The 18,965-nt window shown below is 67.9% G+C and carries 20 protein-coding genes; 8 read left to right on the top strand and 12 right to left on the bottom strand.

All coding sequences use genetic code 11. From position 1 onward, the window contains the following. Positions 1–116: 116 nt before the first annotated feature. On the bottom strand, positions 117–878 hold the full coding sequence (locus EV643_RS25020) for a KAP family P-loop NTPase fold protein (RefSeq protein ID WP_133802561.1): 762 nt from the start codon (positions 876–878) through the stop codon (positions 117–119). Between the two features lie 438 nt (positions 879–1,316). Beyond that, positions 1,317–3,839 carry an ATP-binding protein gene (locus EV643_RS25015; RefSeq protein ID WP_166665564.1) on the bottom strand — a complete coding sequence of 841 codons (2,523 nt, stop codon included), beginning with the start codon at positions 3,837–3,839 and terminating at the stop codon, positions 1,317–1,319. Positions 3,840–4,006: 167 nt separating this feature from the next. Here EV643_RS25015 and EV643_RS25010 point away from each other — a divergent pair, with 167 nt between their 5' ends. Together EV643_RS25010 and EV643_RS25005 are read left to right on the top strand one after the other, a co-directional pair. Continuing rightward, positions 4,007–5,056, top strand: a complete 1,050-nt coding sequence (locus EV643_RS25010; RefSeq protein ID WP_133802559.1) for an NAD(P)/FAD-dependent oxidoreductase — start codon at positions 4,007–4,009, stop codon at positions 5,054–5,056. A 196-nt stretch (positions 5,057–5,252) separates the two neighbouring features. Beyond that, positions 5,253–5,822 (top strand): OsmC family protein, encoded by a 570-nt coding sequence (locus EV643_RS25005; protein WP_133802558.1) that lies wholly within the window; start codon positions 5,253–5,255, stop codon positions 5,820–5,822. 240 nt (positions 5,823–6,062) lie between these two features. Here EV643_RS25005 and EV643_RS25000 read toward each other — a convergent pair whose 3' ends face one another. Further along, complete coding sequence (locus EV643_RS25000; protein ID WP_238165777.1) at positions 6,063–6,257, bottom strand: mycothiol transferase; 195 nt, start codon at positions 6,255–6,257, stop codon at positions 6,063–6,065. A 66-nt stretch (positions 6,258–6,323) separates the two neighbouring features. Here EV643_RS25000 and EV643_RS24995 point away from each other — a divergent pair, with 66 nt between their 5' ends. Further along, a complete protein-coding gene (locus EV643_RS24995) occupies positions 6,324–6,623 on the top strand; it encodes a DUF1905 domain-containing protein (protein WP_133802556.1) in 300 nt (99 codons plus the stop codon). Positions 6,624–6,673: 50 nt separating this feature from the next. Beyond that, entirely contained in the window at positions 6,674–7,288 is a 615-nt protein-coding gene (locus tag EV643_RS24990; protein ID WP_133802555.1) for a GNAT family N-acetyltransferase, read from the top strand. A 65-nt stretch (positions 7,289–7,353) separates the two neighbouring features. On the opposite strand, the gene EV643_RS24985 is transcribed toward EV643_RS24990, so the two are convergent. Next, positions 7,354–8,709, bottom strand: coding sequence for a S8 family peptidase (locus EV643_RS24985; RefSeq protein WP_133802554.1), 1,356 nt, complete (start codon positions 8,707–8,709; stop codon positions 7,354–7,356). A gap of 220 nt (positions 8,710–8,929) precedes the next feature. Here EV643_RS24985 and EV643_RS24980 point away from each other — a divergent pair, with 220 nt between their 5' ends. Together EV643_RS24980 and EV643_RS24975 are read left to right on the top strand one after the other, a co-directional pair. Further along, on the top strand, positions 8,930–10,219 hold the full coding sequence (locus EV643_RS24980; protein ID WP_133802553.1) for an endonuclease/exonuclease/phosphatase family protein: 1,290 nt from the start codon (positions 8,930–8,932) through the stop codon (positions 10,217–10,219). Positions 10,220–10,356: 137 nt separating this feature from the next. Further along, entirely contained in the window at positions 10,357–10,863 is a 507-nt protein-coding gene (locus tag EV643_RS24975; protein WP_133802552.1) for a DinB family protein, read from the top strand. Here the strand turns inward: EV643_RS24975 and EV643_RS24970 are convergent. The 6 genes from EV643_RS24970 to EV643_RS24945 all read right to left on the bottom strand — a co-directional run bounded on the left by EV643_RS24970 (position 10,860) and on the right by EV643_RS24945 (position 15,516). Further along, complete coding sequence (locus EV643_RS24970) at positions 10,860–11,672, bottom strand: alpha/beta hydrolase (protein WP_133802551.1); 813 nt, start codon at positions 11,670–11,672, stop codon at positions 10,860–10,862. The two genes, EV643_RS24975 and EV643_RS24970, sit on opposite strands and share 4 nt — an antisense overlap. After that, complete coding sequence (locus EV643_RS24965; RefSeq protein ID WP_133802550.1) at positions 11,669–12,172, bottom strand: SRPBCC family protein; 504 nt, start codon at positions 12,170–12,172, stop codon at positions 11,669–11,671. The genes EV643_RS24970 and EV643_RS24965 overlap by 4 nt, the downstream gene beginning before the upstream one ends. Next, entirely contained in the window at positions 12,135–12,509 is a 375-nt protein-coding gene (locus EV643_RS24960) for an ArsR/SmtB family transcription factor (RefSeq protein WP_133802549.1), read from the bottom strand. Before EV643_RS24960 ends, EV643_RS24965 begins: the two co-directional genes overlap by 38 nt. 299 nt (positions 12,510–12,808) lie before the next feature. Continuing rightward, the gene (locus tag EV643_RS45045; RefSeq protein ID WP_238165776.1) at positions 12,809–13,837 is read right to left on the bottom strand and encodes a GNAT family N-acetyltransferase; all 1,029 of its coding nucleotides are present in this window, start codon (positions 13,835–13,837) and stop codon (positions 12,809–12,811) included. Between the two features lie 57 nt (positions 13,838–13,894). Next, a complete protein-coding gene (locus EV643_RS24950; protein ID WP_202869740.1) occupies positions 13,895–14,560 on the bottom strand; it encodes a glycerophosphodiester phosphodiesterase in 666 nt (221 codons plus the stop codon). Further along, entirely contained in the window at positions 14,557–15,516 is a 960-nt protein-coding gene (locus EV643_RS24945; RefSeq protein WP_166665563.1) for a lysylphosphatidylglycerol synthase domain-containing protein, read from the bottom strand. The genes EV643_RS24950 and EV643_RS24945 overlap by 4 nt, the downstream gene beginning before the upstream one ends. Positions 15,517–15,706: 190 nt before the next feature. Here EV643_RS24945 and EV643_RS24940 point away from each other — a divergent pair, with 190 nt between their 5' ends. Beyond that, a complete protein-coding gene (locus EV643_RS24940) occupies positions 15,707–16,474 on the top strand; it encodes a phosphatase PAP2 family protein (protein ID WP_166665562.1) in 768 nt (255 codons plus the stop codon). Positions 16,475–16,552: 78 nt separating this feature from the next. Beyond that, a complete protein-coding gene (locus EV643_RS24935) occupies positions 16,553–17,317 on the top strand; it encodes a maleate cis-trans isomerase family protein (RefSeq protein ID WP_133802546.1) in 765 nt (254 codons plus the stop codon). Here the strand turns inward: EV643_RS24935 and EV643_RS24930 are convergent. Both EV643_RS24930 and EV643_RS24925 read right to left on the bottom strand, forming a co-directional pair. Next, on the bottom strand, positions 17,307–18,008 hold the full coding sequence (locus tag EV643_RS24930) for a Pr6Pr family membrane protein (protein ID WP_133802545.1): 702 nt from the start codon (positions 18,006–18,008) through the stop codon (positions 17,307–17,309). The genes EV643_RS24935 and EV643_RS24930 overlap by 11 nt on opposite strands. Positions 18,009–18,057: 49 nt before the next feature. Continuing rightward, the gene (locus EV643_RS24925) at positions 18,058–18,942 is read right to left on the bottom strand and encodes an aminoglycoside phosphotransferase family protein (protein WP_133802544.1); all 885 of its coding nucleotides are present in this window, start codon (positions 18,940–18,942) and stop codon (positions 18,058–18,060) included. Positions 18,943–18,965: the final 23 nt, after the last annotated feature.

Below are 18,965 nucleotides of genomic sequence, written 5' to 3'. Positions count from 1 at the left end.
CAACCAACGCCGCCGAGTACGGTACTTCTGCACCCGGCAATCACGCCGGAGCACAGCCAGACCAGAATCGCTGCCCGGTCAAGTTTGAAGAGCCCCCATGGTGGCGACATCGAAGGCTATCTCGCAGAAGTCTGCTGGCAGCGCACCCGCGGGCGGCTCCCATCCGGGGACGAGCTCTTGAATGAAGAGTTCCGGCTGATGTCGAGGCGCGGCACCCGGAAGGGGACTTGAACCATCTTCTCGATGAAGACGTGTCCCGAGGTGTGGGGATACTTGGCAGTGACCGCACGCACGAGGACGTCATAGTCCAAGGCCAGCACGAAGACGAACCCCGGAACGTCCAGCACCAGGTTGATCGCCTCCAGCAGGGAAACCACCTTGTCAGGCGAGCAACGGTCCAGGTCATCGACGAGGACGACTATCCTTCGCTTCGCCAGTGCGCTGCCGATGGCCTTCATGTCCATGTAGGGGCGCACATATGCGGAGTTGAGAGCCGCGGCATACCCCTCGTCCGGCGCATCGGTATCGAGAAGGGCACCCGGGTCCATACTTATCGGACCGAAGCTGATGGTGACACTGCGGACCACGGACGCCAGCGCCGAACGGACCTTGTCCGTCAGCTTCTCGTCATTCAGTTCCGGACTTGCGTGGTATATCGCGTTGAGCATCGGGACGACGATGTGGTCGGCGCGTTCGTATCGCCACGCGTCGAAGGGTACGGTCAGAACATCCGGATCCTTCGCCAACTCGGCACGAATCGCGTTCAGGAGCGAAGACTTGCCGCTTCCCCAGGAGCCATAGATTCCCACCGTGAACTGAGGTGGCGATCCGCCACGGATAGCAGAGGCGATCGCCTCCGCATAGGCCCGAAATCCCATCGGAAGGCTGTTGGCTTGGCGTATCCGCCACGATCGGAAGCAGACCAGCCGCCATGCTTCCCTCCCCTGCCGATCCCATGGCCGCCAACAGTAGTCGCGACCGGGCCACCGACCAATTGGTCCCGGCTTCGCGACGAGGCCGGCACCCGGTCGTAGTACATGGGCGGTGTCCGTGTGGTCTACGGATCGGAAGTTCCGTGGTGGGCACGGATGCGCGGCGTTCGGTGCGGTCGCAGCCTGGTGGCAAGTCTTCCAAGGAGCTGATCGAGATGATGCCGCACCAAATCGTTGCCGACGTAGCCGCCGAGCGTCGCCGCGCCTTGCATGCCGAGGCCCTGCTGTACGGGCGAGCGCGTGAGGGTCGCCCGTATTGGCAGATCGTCACTGCGCTCGTACTGCGCCTGCTGCCGCCGCGCCGTTTCCGAGCGCGGCAGTCCGTCACGCAAGGTCTGGCTGAGAGCTCGGCTGGCCGGGTGCTGCGAGGTGCAGTGCCTGTGTCGGAGACAGCCGCTGGCCCTCGCGGTGGGCAGCGTTGAACTCCTCGGCGCCGAGGACCTGGACCAGGGAGCGGCGCAGTTCGTCGTCGCGTGGCTGCAAGGGTCGCATGTGTGCGGTGGCCGCGCCGAGCGCGGTGTCCGCTGCGCCGAGGAGTACAGCCGCCGGCCGCGAGCGGCCTTGGACGGAGAGTACGGCGGCCAACGCCTCGAGCGCCCGCACGAGAACGAACGACTGGCCGGCCAGCGCGACGGCCGCGACACTTCCGGCCAGCAAATTCTGGGCTCTGGCCAGATCCCGCTGCTCGTAGGCCCGTTCTCCGAGCAGGTAGAGCGCTCGACCGGTGCACCGCTGGTCGCCGAGCCGGCGCAGCGTCGGCAGGCACTGCGACATGAGGAGCGCCGCGTCGTCATGGTGGCCGCGCTGCCAGGCCAACTGGGCGAAGGCGACCGTGGCATGGACCTGGTCCTCCTCACTACCGGCCGCGACTGCCAAGGCCTGGCTCTCAATCAACCATTCGTGCACCTCGTCGTCGGCTACGCCGGCGTACATCGCTCGTTGCGCCATGATGAACAGCGCGTTGGCCGCGTTCAGCTGATCGCCCACCCGGCGGAACAGCGCCACGCTCTCCCGGCCCCAGTGGAGTGCCTCCCTCAGCTCGCCATAGGCCTGCGAAAGGCCCTCCATGATGAGCGCCCGATCCCACGGGTGATCGTCGCCGATCCGGACCAGCGCTTCGGTCAGCGCAGGCAGCGTCAGCTCCGGCTGGATCCACATCGCTCCCATCCCGACCGCGTGGGCTGCCTTGGCACGGCTGATGTCGTCGAGACCGGCGGCGAGCCGGGTAGCCTCGTTGGCAATGTCGAAGGCGCCCCGAGAGTCCGACGAGTGCAGCATCGTGCTGGCGGCGGCGAGCCCGGCCACGACCGCGGGGGTGGCGGGTGGATCACCGATCGCTTGCGCTTTCCTGATCCAGTCCTGACCCTCGCGGCGCTGCCCGGTGATGTCCCAGAACCGTTGCAGCGCAGCGATCCACCGCCAGGCGGACTCGATCTCGCCGGTGGCGATGCAGTACGCCAGTCCAGTCCGGAGATTGGGCTGCTCCGCGGTCAATCGGTCGGCCCAGGCCCGCTGGTCCTTGGTACGCAGCTTCTCGGCGGCCTGTTCGGCGAGGGCGAGGTAGTGGGAAGCATGGTGCTGCCGGACAGTAGGTTCGGCGCCGGACAGGGTCAGCCGCTCGGCGGCGTACGCGCGAATCGTCTCCAGCATCCGGTATCGGCGGCTGGTGCGCCCTGCGGTGGACACGAGCGACTTGTCCACCAGCCTCGGCAGCAGGGTGATGACGCCCGCTGAGCCCACCGCCCGGGCGGCGTCATAGTCGAAGTCGGCGGGGAACACACCGAGCCGGTCGAAGAGCGTTCGCTCGTCGTCGTCCAGGAGTTCGTAGCTCCAGTCGATTGCCCCGCGCAATGTCTGCTGCCGCGGCAGCGCAGTACGGGCGCCGGCGGAGAGAAGTTCGAAGCGTTCGTCGAGGTGCTCGACCAGGTCGGCCGGCTCGAAGCTCCGCATCCGGGAGGCGGCCAACTCGATCGCCAGGGGTAGCCCGTCCAACCGCCGGCACAGCGCCGCGACGGCGGGCGCGACGGCGTCGGTGAGGACGAAACCGGGTGATGCCGTTGTGGCACGGTCGACGAACAGGCGTACGGCGTCGTAGGTTCGGGCCGTCTCGGCTCGGTCGGACGCGATGGGCGGCGGCACCGGCAGGGTCTGTACCTGGTAGGTGACCTCGCCAGGTACGCCAAGTGGCTCGCGACTCGTGGCGAGCACGTGGAGCCGGCTCCCCGCGGTGAGCAGATCGGCGACGATCTCGGCGGCTTCCGCGATGACGTGCTCACAGTTGTCCACCACCAGCAGGCAACGCATCCCGCCGGCCACCTCGCGCAGGATGTCGCGCAGTGACCATCCCGGCTGCGGTACGACGCCCAGCGCCCGCGCGATCGTGTCGCTGACGAGATCCAGCCCGACCGGCGCCAGGTCGGCGAACCGGGCGCCGTCGGGGAAGGAGTCGGCGCCGATCGCGGCCAACCGGAGTACGAGCCTGGTCTTGCCGACTCCGGCCGGGCCGATCAGAGTGACCAGGCGGTGGGCGTCGACCAACGCTGCGACCTCGCCCACCTCGTGCTCCCGGCCGATCATGCTGGTCAGCGGCATGGGTAGCGCTGATTCGGTGTGCGCGCTGCGGCGAAGTTCCGCGCCCAGCTCGACCAGTGCTGCCCGGTCCGTGACGCCGAACTTGCGCAGCAGGGCTGCGATGTGGCTCTCGACGGTTCGTACGGACAGATGGAGCCGCTCGGCGATCTCGCGGTTGCGAAGCCGCTCGGCCACCGCCGACAGCACTTCGATCTCCCGCTCGGTGACACCGGTGCGAGCCATTTGCTCGGTGATGCCGCCCCCCTGGCGTGTCATGAAGGCATTGTCCATCCGGGAGCAACATTCAGCGGTACGGAGACGGCATCCGTACAAAGATCCGTGGATTTCACGGATGTACTGCCGGTCGGGGCCACCGAGGCTGGTTCCCAGACCAGCCGACGGCAGCGGATGCCGGACGGCGCCGCTGGAGGGGATCACCCGCAATGCCAACCGTTCGCCATGATGTCGTCGTGGTCGGCGCGCGTGCCGCCGGAGCTGCGACCGCGCTGCTGCTGGCCCGGCTGGGGTACGACGCGGTCCTGGTGGACCGGGCGATCTTCCCGGCCGACACCGTCTCCACCCATCAACTCGCTCGGGCCGGCGTGGTCCAGCTACACCGTTGGGGACTGCTCCGGGCCGTACTCGACAGCGGAGCACCGGCCATCCGGCAGGTCACCTTCACCGTTGAAGGCGAGCCGACCACTCGAGCGATCAAGCACAAAGCGGGAGTGGACCTCCTGGTCGCGCCTCGCCGCTACATCCTCGACACGATCGTCGCGGAGGCGGCGGCCTCGGCAGGCGTCGACGTGCGATTCGGTACGACGATTGGCGGCGTACATCTCGACGACACAGGTCGGGCCACCGGTGTGTACGGCCACGACTCTGCAGGCGCCCGCGTTGAGATCGACGCACAGTACGTCGTCGGCGCCGACGGTCTGGGTTCACGAGTAGCCCGTTCTGTCGGGGCCGAGATCATCGAGGACCGGGGTGGTGCCAGTGCGGCGCAGTACGCGTACTTCGGCGGCATCCCTTGGACCGGCATCGAGCTGACCGTTGCTGACCGCGCGCTCACCGGAGTCTTTCCTACCAATGATGGTCAAGCCTGCATCTGGATCTGCAGTCCTTCCGTGGACGTCCGCGATGGCCGACGCCGAGCCGGATCCCGTGCGGATGCCTTCACCGCTCAGCTCGGCAGTACGGCGCCTGAGCTGGCCGAACGACTGAGATCAGCGGTTCGAACGTCAGCGGTCACGGGCATGCTTCGAGCTCCCAACTTCGTCCGGAGAGCTCAGGGTCCCGGCTGGGCACTCGTCGGCGATGCCGGCTACCACCGCGATCCGATCACCGGCCACGGCCTGAGCGACGCGTATCGCGATGCCGAACTGCTCGCCGTCGCTCTCGACCAGGCCTTGCGTGGTGAGACTTCGGAGACCGCCGCTCTGGTCGGCTACCAGCGGCAACGCGACGAGGCACTGCGCGACATTTCGACCTGACTATCGCGCTGGCCGGCTATCCGCCGGTTCCACGGTTCGTCGAGCTGCAGAAGCAACTCGGCGCGGCCATCGACATCGAGGCGGCCGAACTGGCCGCGCGCCCAGTCCCAGGTGACCGCGACTTCGCATGCGCCTGACCACATCGCCGGCAGCTGCCTGACCAGGCCTGCCACCTACCGAAGGGAAACCGAAACACATGACCGCGACCGTCAACGAGTCGATGCGCAACGGCGTCGACACCGCCACCCTCTTCGTCACTCTCGACGCGGTCAAGGCCGCGCCGCAGGCGGCCAAGTTCCAGTTCCGCACCGACAACCAATGGATCGACGGCACTCACAGCCGCAGCACCATTCACGAGTTCTACGGCGCCGGCGAGGAGCGCACCCACGAACGCAGCTTCACCTTCGACGCCGACCACCCCGCCGTCCTGGTCGGACGCGACAGCGGGCCGACTCCGGTCGAGTTCGTGTTGCACGCCTTGGCTGCCTGTATGACCGCCGGCCTCGCCAACATCGCCGCGGCACGAGGCATCCGGCTCACCGAGGTTCGGTCCACCGTCTCCGGCGACATCGACCTGAACGGAATCCTCGGGCTCGACCCGGAAGTCCGCAACGGCTACCAGAACATCACCGTCCGCTTCACCGTCAAGGGCGACGCCCCCGCCGACAAGCTCCGCGACCTGGTCACCCAATCCCAGTCCCGCTCAGCCGTCTACGACATCATCACCAACCAAGTCCCCGTAACCATCGAGGTCACCACCGACTGACCCCTGCACGCGGCTGCCGCTGGCAGGTTGTTGGACGGCTGGCAGGTTGTTGGACGGCTGGCGGGTTGTGGCGCGCTATCGGTGCGACGAGCAGTTAGTGGCGAGGCAACCCGCCAGCGGACAGTCCCGTCACCTGTGGGTGGCGCCCTCTGGCTCTTGGAAATCCGGGTCGGCCGTCCTTGCCGCACGCTCGATTCGGGCTCGGTAGTTCGCCCACCAGGGCAGGTGCTCGGGGAACGGTCATCCGAAGGTCTCGCCGAAGTACCGCGCCTCGACGATCGAGAGGTGCTTGACCATGCCCAGCAGATTGGTTCCGGTCGCGGTCAGCGGGCGGCGGATGTCGTACTCGGAGAGGCCTTCGAGCTTCCAGAGCATCGCCTCGCGCGCCGAACGCAGATATTCGTGCAAGGTCTTTTTCGCGTCAGTGTCGATCACGCGTGGAAGTTTGCCAGCGCCTCCCGCGGGTGAAAACTGTCGGCGGCGGGCTTTACGGTCGGTGTCATGACGACGTTTCATTTCTCGGCGCCGCTCTGGAAGTACCCGGGGGCGGATGGGTGGCACTTCGTCTCGCTGCCGGCCGAGATCAGTGACGACATCGGCCAGCTCACCGTCGGCGTCCGGCATGGTTTCGGCTCGGTGCGCGTCGCGGTCACGGTCGGCAGCACCAGCTGGCGAACATCGATCTTCCCGGACAGCAAGGCCGGTACGTACATGTTGCCGATGAAGAAGGCGGTGCGCGCCGCTGAGCAACTGTCGGCCGGCGACGAGGTCGAGACCCGGCTGGAACTGGTCGACGTGTAGCTGAAGATTGCGGAAGTGGATCGTCCCGGATGGGGCGTAGCGTGCGGTGCATGAGTGAGGAGGCGGGGCCGGGAGAACTGCGCATCGTGGCTGCGAACGAGGCATCTTGGGAGGATCTTGCGGCCGTTTTCGGGACGGCTGATTATGTGGCGCGGTGTCAGTGTCAGCGGTTCAAGGTGCTCGGGTGGATCTGGCGGGACTCCACGCAGGAGGAGCGGACGGCGATGCTGCGGGATCAGACCGGCTGCGGCGATCCGGGCGCGGCATACACGAGTGGGCTGGTGTTGTACGTCGACGGCGAGCCCGCGGGCTGGGTGGCGGTCGAGCCGCGGACGGCGTACACGAAGCTGCGGACCACTCGCATCCCCTGGACCGATCGGGATGAGGACAAGAGCGACGACAGTGTTTGGGCGGTGACCTGCTTCGCGATCCGCAAGGGGTACCGCGGTCGCGGGCTCACCTATCCGCTCGCCCAGGCGACGATCGAGTTCGCTCGGGAGCGCGGGGCCCGGGCGCTCGAGGCATACCCGATGATCACTCAGCCCGGCAAGGAGATCACCTGGGGCGAGGTGCATGTGGGGGCGCGCCAGGTCTTCGAGGAGGCCGGCTTCAAAGTGGTCAGCCACCCGACCGTACGCCGCGTTGTCATGCGAATCGACTTCTAATCAGGGCGGCGACGCGCTTGGGATGAGAGCCCGCCGGCCAACGCCAGCCGGCGGGCTGTCGGGTGTTATTCGGTTGCGGCGTTGGTGGCGTTGACCAGGCCGGCGCCGAAGAACGAGTTGCGGTTGGGGCTGCCGTAGCAGCGCTGGCGGTCGTCGTTCTCGTCGATGGGCTGCCAGTTCGCCGGACAGGCAAGCGGAGCCGCCATGCGCTGGACGGCGGCCGCTACTGCGCCGGCCGACCACCCGGGGTGCGACTCACGGATCAGCGCGGCTACGCCTGCCGTGTGAGGCGCGGCCATCGACGTACCGTTCAGGAAGCCGTACCGGGCGCCCTGATCGACGACGGTGATACCGGGAAGGTCCGGCTCGAGTGGGTCGAAGGCATCCCAGATCACCGACGGGGTGTTCGGCAGTGCGCCGAGTACGGCGTCCTGCACGGTGTCCGTGGCCGAGAAGTAGTCGCCACCAGGGGCGGCGACCTCGACGACGCCCATGCCAACGGACGAGTACTCGGCGATGTTCATCGTGTAGCCGGGGTAGCCGACCGGGCCGGTGGCGGACACGGTCACGACACCGGGCAACTCGGCCGGGGCGACGCGGCAGTTGTTGCGGACGCGGCGCGTCTCGGCGGTGTCCGGCGGGTAGTCCGGGCTGATCTCGTCGATCGTCGGGTGCTGCAGATCGTCCGCCTCGTTACCGGCCGACGCGACCAGGACGACACCACGCTGCTGGGCGTATCGTGCGGCCGACTGCAACTCCTTGAGCATCGCCCGCTGGGCGGCGTCGTTGTTGCAGTAGTACAGGAACGGGTCGGCGAACAAGCTCATGTTGACGACGTCGAGGCCCTGATCCCCGGCGTACCGCAGTGCCGCGGCGACCGAGTCGACGAAGCAGAAACCCCCGGCCGTACAGGCCTTCAGCGCGACCAGGGTCGCGTCCGGGGCGACACCGGCGATCCCGATGCCGTTGATCGGGGCGGCGACCAGGGAGGCCACATGGGTTCCGTGTCCGAAGATGTCCTGCACCGCGGCCTTGTTGTCGCAACTGGTGGCGATCTCCGCCGGCGCCGCGGTCGGCGTACCAGGCCGGAGGAAGGAGCACGAGCGGGCCACGTCGAGGTTGGGGGCGATGTCGGGGTGAGTCAGGTCCACGCCGGTGTCGAGCACGCCGACCGTGACGCCTTCGCCGGTGCCGTTCGCGCGGGCCGTCTGATCGGCGTCGATGATCGCCATGTTCCACTGACACACGGCGAGCGGCTCCGCGCTGGGGGTGTCGTAGACCCCGCCGAAAAGATCCGCACAGATCGCTGTCAGCTCCGCGGGTGTCGCCGCGCTGACCTTGGCCGAGGCCGTGGGTACCAGGCCGGCCAGACAGAGTGTGGCGGCCGCGAATACCGCGATGACCGCACGCCGAACGTTCATGATTCCTCCCCTGAGCCGATGGGCTACGGTGCGAAAGCTACGCCGGGGAACACTCGCCAGGAAGAGGTCGCCGACCGGCTCACTCAGCGCTTCTGCGTCGCTGCTCGCTGTGGCGGACCTGGACAGAGTTCATCCGGCGTTCAAGCATGGAGATCGCTTCTGCCCATAGCGTTTGCAGCATTCCGTGCGTTTGCAACAATCCGTCAACCAGAGGAGCACCATGCGTACGACGCGAGGTCTGGCGATCGCCGCCCTGACCGCACTCGCCACCGGCGGGGCCATCGCCGGGGCCGGTACAGCGGGCGCGGCGCCGACCGGCACGGCCGGCACACAGCCGTCGGCTGTCACCGTTGCCGAGAACAGCACGGCCGGGAAGTCCGTGCGGTTCGCGACGTTCAACGCGAGCCTCAACCGGAATGCAGCCGGCCAGCTGATCACCGACCTGAGTACGCCGGACAACGCGCAGGCGAAAGACGTCGCCGAGGTCATCCAGCGGGTCCGGCCGGACGTGCTGCTGATCAACGAGTTCGACTTCGTCGAGCAGCAGCAGGCGTTGAAGCTGTTCCGCGACAACTACCTCGCGGTCGGGCACAACGGGGCCGCGCCGATCAACTACCCCTACGCGTACGTCGCGCCGTCGAACACCGGGATCCCGAGCGGCTTCGACCTCAACAACAACGGCCAGGTCAGCGGCGGGGACGACGCGTTCGGGTTCGGCTTGTTCCCGGGGCAGTTCGGCATGGTGGTGTACTCGCGCTACCCGATCGACACCCGCAACGTCCGTACCTTCCAGCACTTCAAGTGGAAGGACATGCCGGGCGCGATGCTCCCCGACGACCCGGCCACACCGGCGCCGGCCGACTGGTACTCGCCGGCGGAGCTCAACGTCTTCCGGTTGTCCAGCAAGTCGCACTGGGACATCCCGATCCGGATCGGCCACCGCACGGTGCACTTCCTCACCTCGCACCCGACCCCGCCGACCTTCGACGGAGCAGAGGACCGCAACGGCACGCGCAACCACGACGAGATCCGGTTCTGGGCCGACTACGTCCAGCCCGGCAAGCGATCGTCGTACATCTATGACGACAACGGCCGGTACGGCGGACTCCGGCCGGGCGCGTCGTTCGTCATCGCGGGCGACCAGAACAGCGACCCGGTGGACGGTGACTCCGTCGACGGCGCGATCCAGCAACTGATCGAGCACCCCCGGATCACCGACCCGCTGCCGACGTCGGCCGGTGGTGCCGAGGCCGCACTCCTCCAGGGCGGCGCGAACACCTCGCACCAGGGCGACCCGAAGTACGACACCGCGGACTTCAACGACAACCCGGCGCCCGGCAACCTCCGCGCCGACTACGTCCTGCCGTCCAAGAACCTCAGAACCCAATCGGCCGGCGTCTTCTGGCCCGTCCAGGCCGACCCGCTGTCCCGCCTCACCGGCGTTTTCCCCTTCCCCACCAGCGACCACCGCTCGGTCTGGGTCGACGTCCGAATCCCCGGCTGGCATTAATCAGTGGCTGTCAGGCACGACCCCGCGCAGCATGGGGTTGTGCCTGACAACTGGGAGAAGCCGTCCTTGCGTGTCGGGCGGTTGCCTGCGGTCCACCCCCGCGGCGGGGCGGGGGGGTGTGCGGGCAGACTCGCGGTATGAGCGTGGATGAAGTGGACAAGGTGCTGATCGGCTTCCTGGATGCGCAGCGGTCCAGGGCCTTGGAGATTGTTGCCGGGCTTGATGATGAGCAGTTGAGGAAGCCCGTGTTGCCGTCCGCGTGGACGGTGCTGGGGATGATCGAACATCTCGGGCACGCTGAGAGGCATTGGTTCCAGGATGTCGCGCTGGGATCCGCGGAGCAGTTGCCCTGGGCCGACGACCCCGACGAGGACGAGGACGGGCCGTACATGTCCAGCCGGCCGGCCGAGGTCGTGTTCGCGTTCTATCGGGACCAGGTCGAGCGGGCGAACGCCGTACTGGCGTCGACTCCGCTGTCCACCCCTCCTCGGGGACGGCACAACCAGGGGGACGCCGACCAGGTCGCCGATCTCCGCTTCATCGTGCTGCACATGCTCGAGGAGACGGCCCGCCACCTCGGGCATCTCGACGCCGCCCGCGAACTCCTCGACGGCCGCGTCGGCCTCGGCCAGGACGATCTCTAACCGGTTATCGAGTGAAGAAGCGTTCCAGGATCGGGGCAACCAACCACCGATGGGTCGGCGACGTGGGAGTCGACGGGGACGATCTCGCGTTGGGCCTGCGGCATCGCGGCGACGATCGCGTCCGCTGCGTCGTCGAAGAACCCGGGGTCGAGTTGTTGCATGTACTGGTCGAGGCTGGTGCCGGTGGCAACCAACGCCGGATGAGTGAGCTTCGCCAAGCGGTCGACGGGTGGGCGGCCGTCGCCGAGGCAGGCCGCGTCGTAAGCCAGCGTGTGGACGATCTCCTCGGATGCCTTCCACTCCGGGGTTCCGCGGGACGAGGCGATCATCTCCTCGGGTGTCCCGGCCAAGGTCATGAAGAGCGCGAGGGCGTCGCCTCGGCGGTTGTCGGCGAGCAGGGCGTCGAGGTCCTTGACGTACTGCTGCCATTGCGCGGTCATCTCGTCGGTCACGAAGTACGGGACTTCGTAGACGCCGATGCGGTCGACCAGGAGGCCGGCCGCGGCTGCTTCGAGAACCAGGGCGCCGCCTGACGACACGCCGTACAAGTGCACGCTGCCGCCGGTCTCGGTGATGAGGGCTTCGAGGTCCTCGAGCTCGCGGTCGACGGCGTACGGGAGGGTGTCGCCGCTGAGGCCGCGTCCGCGCCGGTCGTAGTTGTAGACGGTGAAGGTCCTCGCCAGTTCCACCGCGAGCGGTGCGTTCTCGGAGCGGTCCGCGAGGCCGCCGCCGACGAGTACGACGGTCGGCCCGTTCCCTTGCCGGTCGTACGCGATCTGCGTGCCGTCCTTCGAGATGACCCTGGTCATGCCGGTGCCTTTTCCTGTGCGGCCAGTTCGATGGCCAGTTCCTCGGCCAGGCTCCAGCCGGCCTGCATGCCTTCCTCCATCCCGGATTCGAGGATGAGGTCGCGGGTCGCCTTGTCCTTCGCCTGGACGTGCATCGTCAGCGTCGTCCGGCCGTCCTGCTCGGTGAACGTCACCGTGTCGACCACGGCGTCTTCGTCGGTGATGCCGGGCATCTCGAGCACCTCGGTGTGCACGAGCCGTTCGTTCGTGACGATCTCGCGGTACTCACCGTGGAACGCGCACCCGCCGTCGGGCGCGACCAGCACGTACCGCCAGCGACCGCCGACCCGCAGATCCACCTCCGCCACCGTCACCTCGCCGAGGCCGCCGCTCCACCAGCGCTTGATCAGCTCCGGTGTCGTCCAGACCTTGTAGACAAGGCGTTTCGGCGCTTCGAAGTCCCGGGTGATCAGGATCTGATCGTCAGCCGGTGTGGTCACCTTCGCCGTTGAAGTTCGCATCGTCTTCCTCCTGAGCCTTGAGTTCCGCCAGTACGTCGTCGATCAGGTCGAACCGCTGGTTCCAGGTGTGCTCGTAAGCCTTCACCCAGTCGTGGATCGGCTTCAGCGCCTGACCGTTGAGCCGGTACAGCCGTTGCCGCCCCTCATCACGGACATCGACCACGCCGACCTCGCGCAGCACCCGCAGATGCTTCGACACCTGTGGTTGCGCCAGGCCGAGCAGTTGGACCAGCTCGTTCACCGAGATCTCCCCGGCGGCCAGCAGATCCACGATCTGCCGCCGCCGGGGCTCCGCCACCGCGTTGAACACATCCGCCGTCGTCGCCGCCCGAGCCATACGGCAATCATATGCCGATATGGGAATGCGTCAAGAGGACCGCACCCCGCCGTGCGGCACTCACGGCCGGATCGGACCTGCGGGTTGGCCGGGGCGCCGGCTTCCAGCCAGCGGTGGGTGCGACATTGGGCACCGGGCAGGCGTGATTTGTGCCGACGGATGCCTGGTCGGTGCTCAAGGTCGACCTTGCGGCACTCGCTTGCCCGTCGGTGGGACCGGGGAGGGTTTCGTGAGCGACTGGGGTGGGTTGTTCGCGGTATGGGTGGTATTCCCCTCCCCAGATCGGTGGAGGGCGGGGGCTAGTCGGCGGTGGTGATCTCGATCGGGACTGTTGTGCCGAAGCCGGTGCAGGTAGCGCGGAGGGCTTCGGCGGTGATCGTTTCGGCGCCGAAGAAGGCCGGTTCGGGGCGGAAGTGGACGATCGTGCCGGTGGTTCCGGTGGGCGGCAGTTCGGTGAGACCGTCGCGCGGGAGGCCGTATCCGTAGCGTTGGGTCCAGCTGCATTCGGTACGCCGGTTGGTGTGGCTCACCCATTCGCTCAGCGCGGCGACGACGGACATCCCCGAGCGACGGCGTCCATCCGGGAGCACCGGTGCGTCGGGGATCTGGAAGAAGCGCAGATCGCGGGTCGCCATGATCGGTTTGACCATCGGTACGCCGTCGTCGTCGAACCGGACGAACGTGCCGCGACCGTTGTCCTCGACTGAGATCGACCCGTCGTCGTGCAAGGTCACCAGCACACGGTCCGTAGTACCTTCCGCTGCTTCGTCGAGTGGGTAGGCGATCACCTCGAGCGCCAGGTGCAGCACACCGCCCTCGGCGTACCGGCCGGCCTCGCGCCGGATCGCGGCGACGTGCTCGGCGTCCGCGACCGTCAGCCAGCTGTGGGTGCTCAACCGCAAGGTGATGAAGGGGATCGTGTCGCCCGGCAGCACGTACCGCTCGATCTCCACGAACCCGCGCCGCTGGGCGAACTCCAGTCCTTCCAGGTTCGATGCCAGGATGATCGTCTCGACCGCTTCGGCCTCGACCTCCTCCGCCTTGGCCAGCCCACGCCGGTACAGCTGCTCGCCGAACCCTTGTCGCCGGTACTGCGGAAGCACTCGTGCGATCACCGTCACGGCAGGTGTCTCCTCGGACGGCGGCCGAACGGTGGAGCAGCCGACCACCTCGTCACCCAGATACGCGACCTCGAGGTGGTTGCGCCGGACTCGCTCTCGGACGTCCTCCAGCGACAACGGATCCGTCGGGATGATCGCGTTGTGCACCACCTGCCAGTCCTCGATCATCCGGTCACCGGCCACTGGTTCGATCCGCAGTTCACCCACCCCAGAACCCAACCTCACCGCCCGGGCGAGGTCAATTCAGATACCGGCCGGGCGGGTTCAATTCAGTTGGCGACCGGCCCCGGCAAGTACGTCGTCGAGGAGCGCGGAGTTCTTGCTGATCACGCCTCCGACCCCAAGGTGTCTGGCATGCGCCAGCCCGTCGGGGGTGTCCACCGGCCAGGTCATCACGACCTCGACGCCGTCCCGCAGCCGATTGACAGTCGCCGGACTGAGCAGGCGGCGATGGACGGATACGCCGTACACCGGGGAGCCATGCAGCCGCCGGCGCAGCCGTCGCAGACCGCGGCGACTGCCTGCCGACAGGACCACTCGGACCTGGGGATAGGACCTGAAGGCACGGACCATCCACCAGTGCTGGGTGCAAACGGTGAAAGGAGTCCCCGGTGCCAATTCGTGCAGAGTCCTGGCGACCCGACCGGCCAGCCAGGGATGAACACCCTTCAGGTCGAGCATCAGCCGGTGATCGCCGTCGATCGCCTCGATCAGCCGGCGGAGCTCGGGTACCACCACCCGACCACGCCGCTCCAGCTTCCCCGCGTCCCAGAGGAACCACGGTCCGAGCGACTTGTGGTGCCGCATCTCCAACCGGCCGCGGAAGAGGTGAACGTCCGCCTCGACGAGGTGTACGCCGCTGTCCAGCGCCTGGCGCACCGCACTCAGATCGTTGCCGGCGCGGTGGGCGACCGTGATCAGCCCGGTCACGCTGCCGCGGCCCCTCGGAGTGGTTCTCGATGTCTCCCGCGCCAGCGGAGCAACAGGAACGTCCCGCCGAAGAGGAGTGCCGGCACCCAGGTCAGCAAGGCGGTCAAGGCCACCGCGCCGAACGCCGCGGTCCACGACACACCGATCGCGGCCAGGCCGGCGACCAGCGCACCCTCCCGCGGGGTTGCCCCGTGGATACCCGGCAACGCGCCGGCGATCTGGGCCGCTCCGAACACCCCGAGGAGCTGCAAGGTCGACACGGAGTCGCCGACGGCATGGATCGCGCCCACCAGGAGCCCGACGATGGTGAGCTGGTAGCCGATCGACAGCAGCACGCCCAGCGCGAAGGCCTTTGGCGACGGCCGGGGCCACCGGTTCATCAGCTCGGGCTTGCGCCGGCCGACGACGACCGCGGCGATCATCACCACAGCAGCCCCACCCAGGGCGACCGCCATCACGACCGGAGGCAGGGCCACACCCGACACCATCACCGCGACCACCATCCCGACTGCTCCGACGAAGCGGTCGAGGGCCACCTCGGCGATGGCGGGAGTACGCCGTACGCCGGCCGTCTCCAGCCGGTGAACGCGCCAGAGGTCGGCGCCCGCATGCCATGGGGAGATGAGCCCCAGCACCTCGCTCTCGGCGTACGCCCGGATGTGCCACCGCCTGGTCTGGCCGCTGCTGGAGAGCGCGTGCCAGCGCAGCGGGCAGGCGACGTACTTGCCGATCGCGAAGGGCAGCAGACCTATCACCGCGGGCAGCACGGCCAGATGCGGTACGCGGTCGACGTTCCACACCGAGATCAGGACGGCCACGACGAGGGCGGTGACCCGAACAGCGGGGCGGCACAGGAAGGTACGCGCGCTGCGCAGTCGGCAGGCAAACGGCCCGGAGCCGGTGATGAACTGGACAGCTGGGCGGGGGCTTCGATGCATGTTATCGGTCTCCGTCATGCCGCTACGGCGCATAGGCGGTGTGACCGCAGAGAGGGGGCTGCGGACGCGGTCAGTGTAGGGGTTGGCCCCCAAGCTCCGCAGTTCGTCTCAGCGTGGCGACGCGATTGCAGGCTGCTGTCGTGGTATGCGAAACGCCCTTTTTGTCGGCACTGCCTGCGCACTATGGAGAGCAGAGGGGGTGGATTGGGTGACTTCGGCGGAGGCACGCGCCACACAACTTCGCGCGGCGACGCGGGTACGGCGGATCGCCATCGCGCAGGAGGTCGCGCTGATCACCAGCGGCATCGTGCTGTACTTCCTGGTCCGCGGCCTGATCGAGAGCCGCGTGCCGCTCGCGTTCCGGAATGCGGACCAGGTGATCGAGTTCGAGCGCTGGGCCGGCATCTTCGTCGAACCGCGGCTGCAGTCGGCCGCCGCGGAGCACAACTGGCTCGTCGACACGATGAACTACGTGTACATCTACGGTCACTGGCCGGTGGTGGTGACGACGCTGGGCTGGCTGCTGCTCCGGCACCGTGGGGAGTACCGGCGCTTCCGCAACGCGATCCTCATCTCCGGTGCCATCGGCCTGGTCATCTTCGCCTTGTTCCCGGTCGCGCCACCGCGGTTCCTGCCGGAGTTCGGGTTCATCGACACGGTCACCGAGCGGACCTCGGCGTACCGCTGGCTGCAGCCGGCCGCCTTCGTCAACCAGTTCGCCGCCATCCCCAGCCTGCACTTCGGCTGGAACCTGGTGATGGGCATCGCCTGGGCCGGTCTGGCCGGCAGCGTCGCGGGCCGCCTTTTCGGCCTGTTGATGCCGCCGCTCATGCTCGCCGCGATCGTCCTCACCGCCAACCATTACCTGCTCGACGGCCTGATCGGCGGTGCCATCGCCCTCGCCGCGCTCTGGGCCGGCACCCTGCTGGCCCAGCGCCGCCGCCGCGGACCGGTCACGGGGGTCGAACCCCGCTGAGCCGGCATCATGCGCACCCTCGCCAGATTCGGGTGGACGGTGCTGTGATGGGTGTTGGGGGACCTAGGGGGAGGAATCATGTGGCAGCCGGACGGATGGGATGTTCGTAGCCGGATCGGGGTGCTGACGCCGCACGCCGATGTCGGGCCGGAGTCGGAACTCCAGGCGATGGCGCCGCCGGGGATCCGGGTGCATGCGGCCCGGGTTCCGTTCGGGGCGATGGCCGCGGGCGGTGCGATGGACCCCACGATCCCGCTGGCCCCGGTCCGCGCCTTCGTCGAACCGCCGCACATCGACGAGGCGGTCGCGTTGCTCGCCGTCGCACCCGTGAAGGCGATCGGCATCGGCTTCACGAGTTCGTCGTACGTCACCGGCGCCGAGGGCGAGGAGGCGCTCGTCGACAGACTGCAGGAACGCAGCTCCGGCAAACCGGTCGTCCTCACCTGCGCGTCCGCGGTCGCCGGCCTCGGCAAACTCGGTGCCCGGCGGATCGCCCTCTTCGATCCCCCATGGTTCGACAGCGAACTGGACCGGCTCGGCGCGGAGTACTTCAGATCCCAGGACATCGAGGTCGTCTTCCACGCCCCCTGCGGTCTGCCCAGTACCCAACGCGCCATCAACCCCGGCGAGCTGTACGACTGGGTCGTCACCCACACCCCGGACACAGCCGAGGCGGTCTTCATCGGCGGCAACGGCTTCCGCAGCGTAGGCATCATCGCCGCCCTCGAAGAACAACTGGCCCGCCCCGTCCTGACCGCCAACCAGTCCCTCCTCTGGGGCCTCCTCCAAGCCACCAACACCAAGACCAAACCCACCAACTACGGCACCCTGTTCAACTCCTGAACCAGCGCAGGTGATCGATGGTGGGGAGCTTCGAGTCGAGGAGTTTGAAGGTGGTGGCGCAGAGGATGCCTAGGACGAGGACGAAGAAGGGCGTTGCGGAGGGCGGTGGGGAGGCCCAGGTCGGTGGCGTCCAGGAAGGGGTACGGGTACCAGTCGGTGAAGGCGCCTGGGTGAAGATGTAGACGAGCCAGAGAACCGGCCAGACGAAGGCGGCCAGGACCGTGGTCCAGGTCATCCGGGGGCGGGGGCCGAGGAGGAGCCAGGCCAGCAGCGTGGCCCACGGGGAGATGTAGTGGAAGCCGATCGTGGCGACGAGGGCGGCGCCGGTGAGGTGGACCTGGGGTGCCAGAACGATGGCGAAGACCAGGCCGGTGATGAGGATCCCGAGGAGGGCGTCCAGGCGGAGTACACGCCAGGAGGTGCCGTCGCGGTCGGGGCGCAGGACGAGCAGGAGGGCGGCGGCCAGGACGATCAGGTTGCTCTCGATGGTGAAAAAGCTGAACAACCGCCAGAGCCGTACGCCGATACTGATCGACTCACCCTCGTCGCCCGAGTTCGCGTCCGCGCCGCCGGTGAAGATCAGCACCAGCTGAATCACCAGCGAGGCCAGGATCACCGCCGCGATCACGCCGTGCCACCAGCGTGAAACGGTCACCGAAGTCGAGCGCTGCACAGAAGTCTCTGTGGCCATAGTTCAATCCTGGCCCCGATCCCCTCAGTGCAGAACCCACCACGCGGCGTCAGCTCGCGAAGTCCCCGAGTACCTGATCGATCACGTACTGCGCGTTCGCGGCGATCCCCGGGTTCGTCGGGCGGTAGTAGGGGAGCTGGATCAGCGCCATCGACAACGCGCGAGCCCGGCCGCGGATCCAGGTGGCGTCGTCGAAGTCGAGGGCCTCGCGGAAGGCGGTGCGGGAGGCGCCGGACAGCAGGTTCCAGGCGGGGATGAGGTCGCAGGCCGGGTCGCCGACACCGGACGTGGGGAAGTCGAGCACCGCCGCGAGCCGACCGCCCCGGACCAGGAGATTCGACGGCATCAGGTCGGCGTGGAGCCAGACCGGCGCAGCAGGACCAGGCGCGGCCAAGCCGGATTCCCAAGCGGCCAAGGCGTTGTCGGTGTCGATCCACCCGTCCAGCTGTTCGAGAGCGGACCGTGTTTCCTCGTCCTGCGTGGACAACGGCCCGCCCCGATAGGCAGCCGGTCCGTCGGCCAGGTCGATCGCCCGGAACGCCTGTACGAACCCGGCCAGCTCGATCGCGAGCTCCACACCAGCCTCGCCTGCGACCGGCACGGTGCCCTCGATCCAGCGGTTGATCGACCAGATCCACGGATACCCCTCGCCCGGTTCGCCGAGACCCACCTGCGTCGGGATCTCCACGGGCAGCAACGGCGCGAGCCGCGGCAGCCACTCGGACTCCGTGGCGATGTCCGAGACCCCGCCGGCGATCCGCGGCAGCCGTACGGTCAGCGAGTCCCCGAGCCGGTACATCGCGTTCACGGTCCCGCTCGACGGGATCTCCTTGACCGGCAACCCGGCGTACTCCGGGAACTGCGCGCCCACCAGCCGCAGTACCAGCTCCTCGTCGATGTCCGCCTCGTCCGCATGCATCTTCACGGCCGCCATCACACCCGATCCCCACCTCGGCT

The organism is Kribbella caucasensis, assembly GCF_004361855.1.
Classification (GTDB): Bacteria; Actinomycetota; Actinomycetes; order Propionibacteriales; family Kribbellaceae; genus Kribbella; species Kribbella caucasensis.
This window is presented reverse-complemented; position numbering and strand designations above follow the sequence as displayed.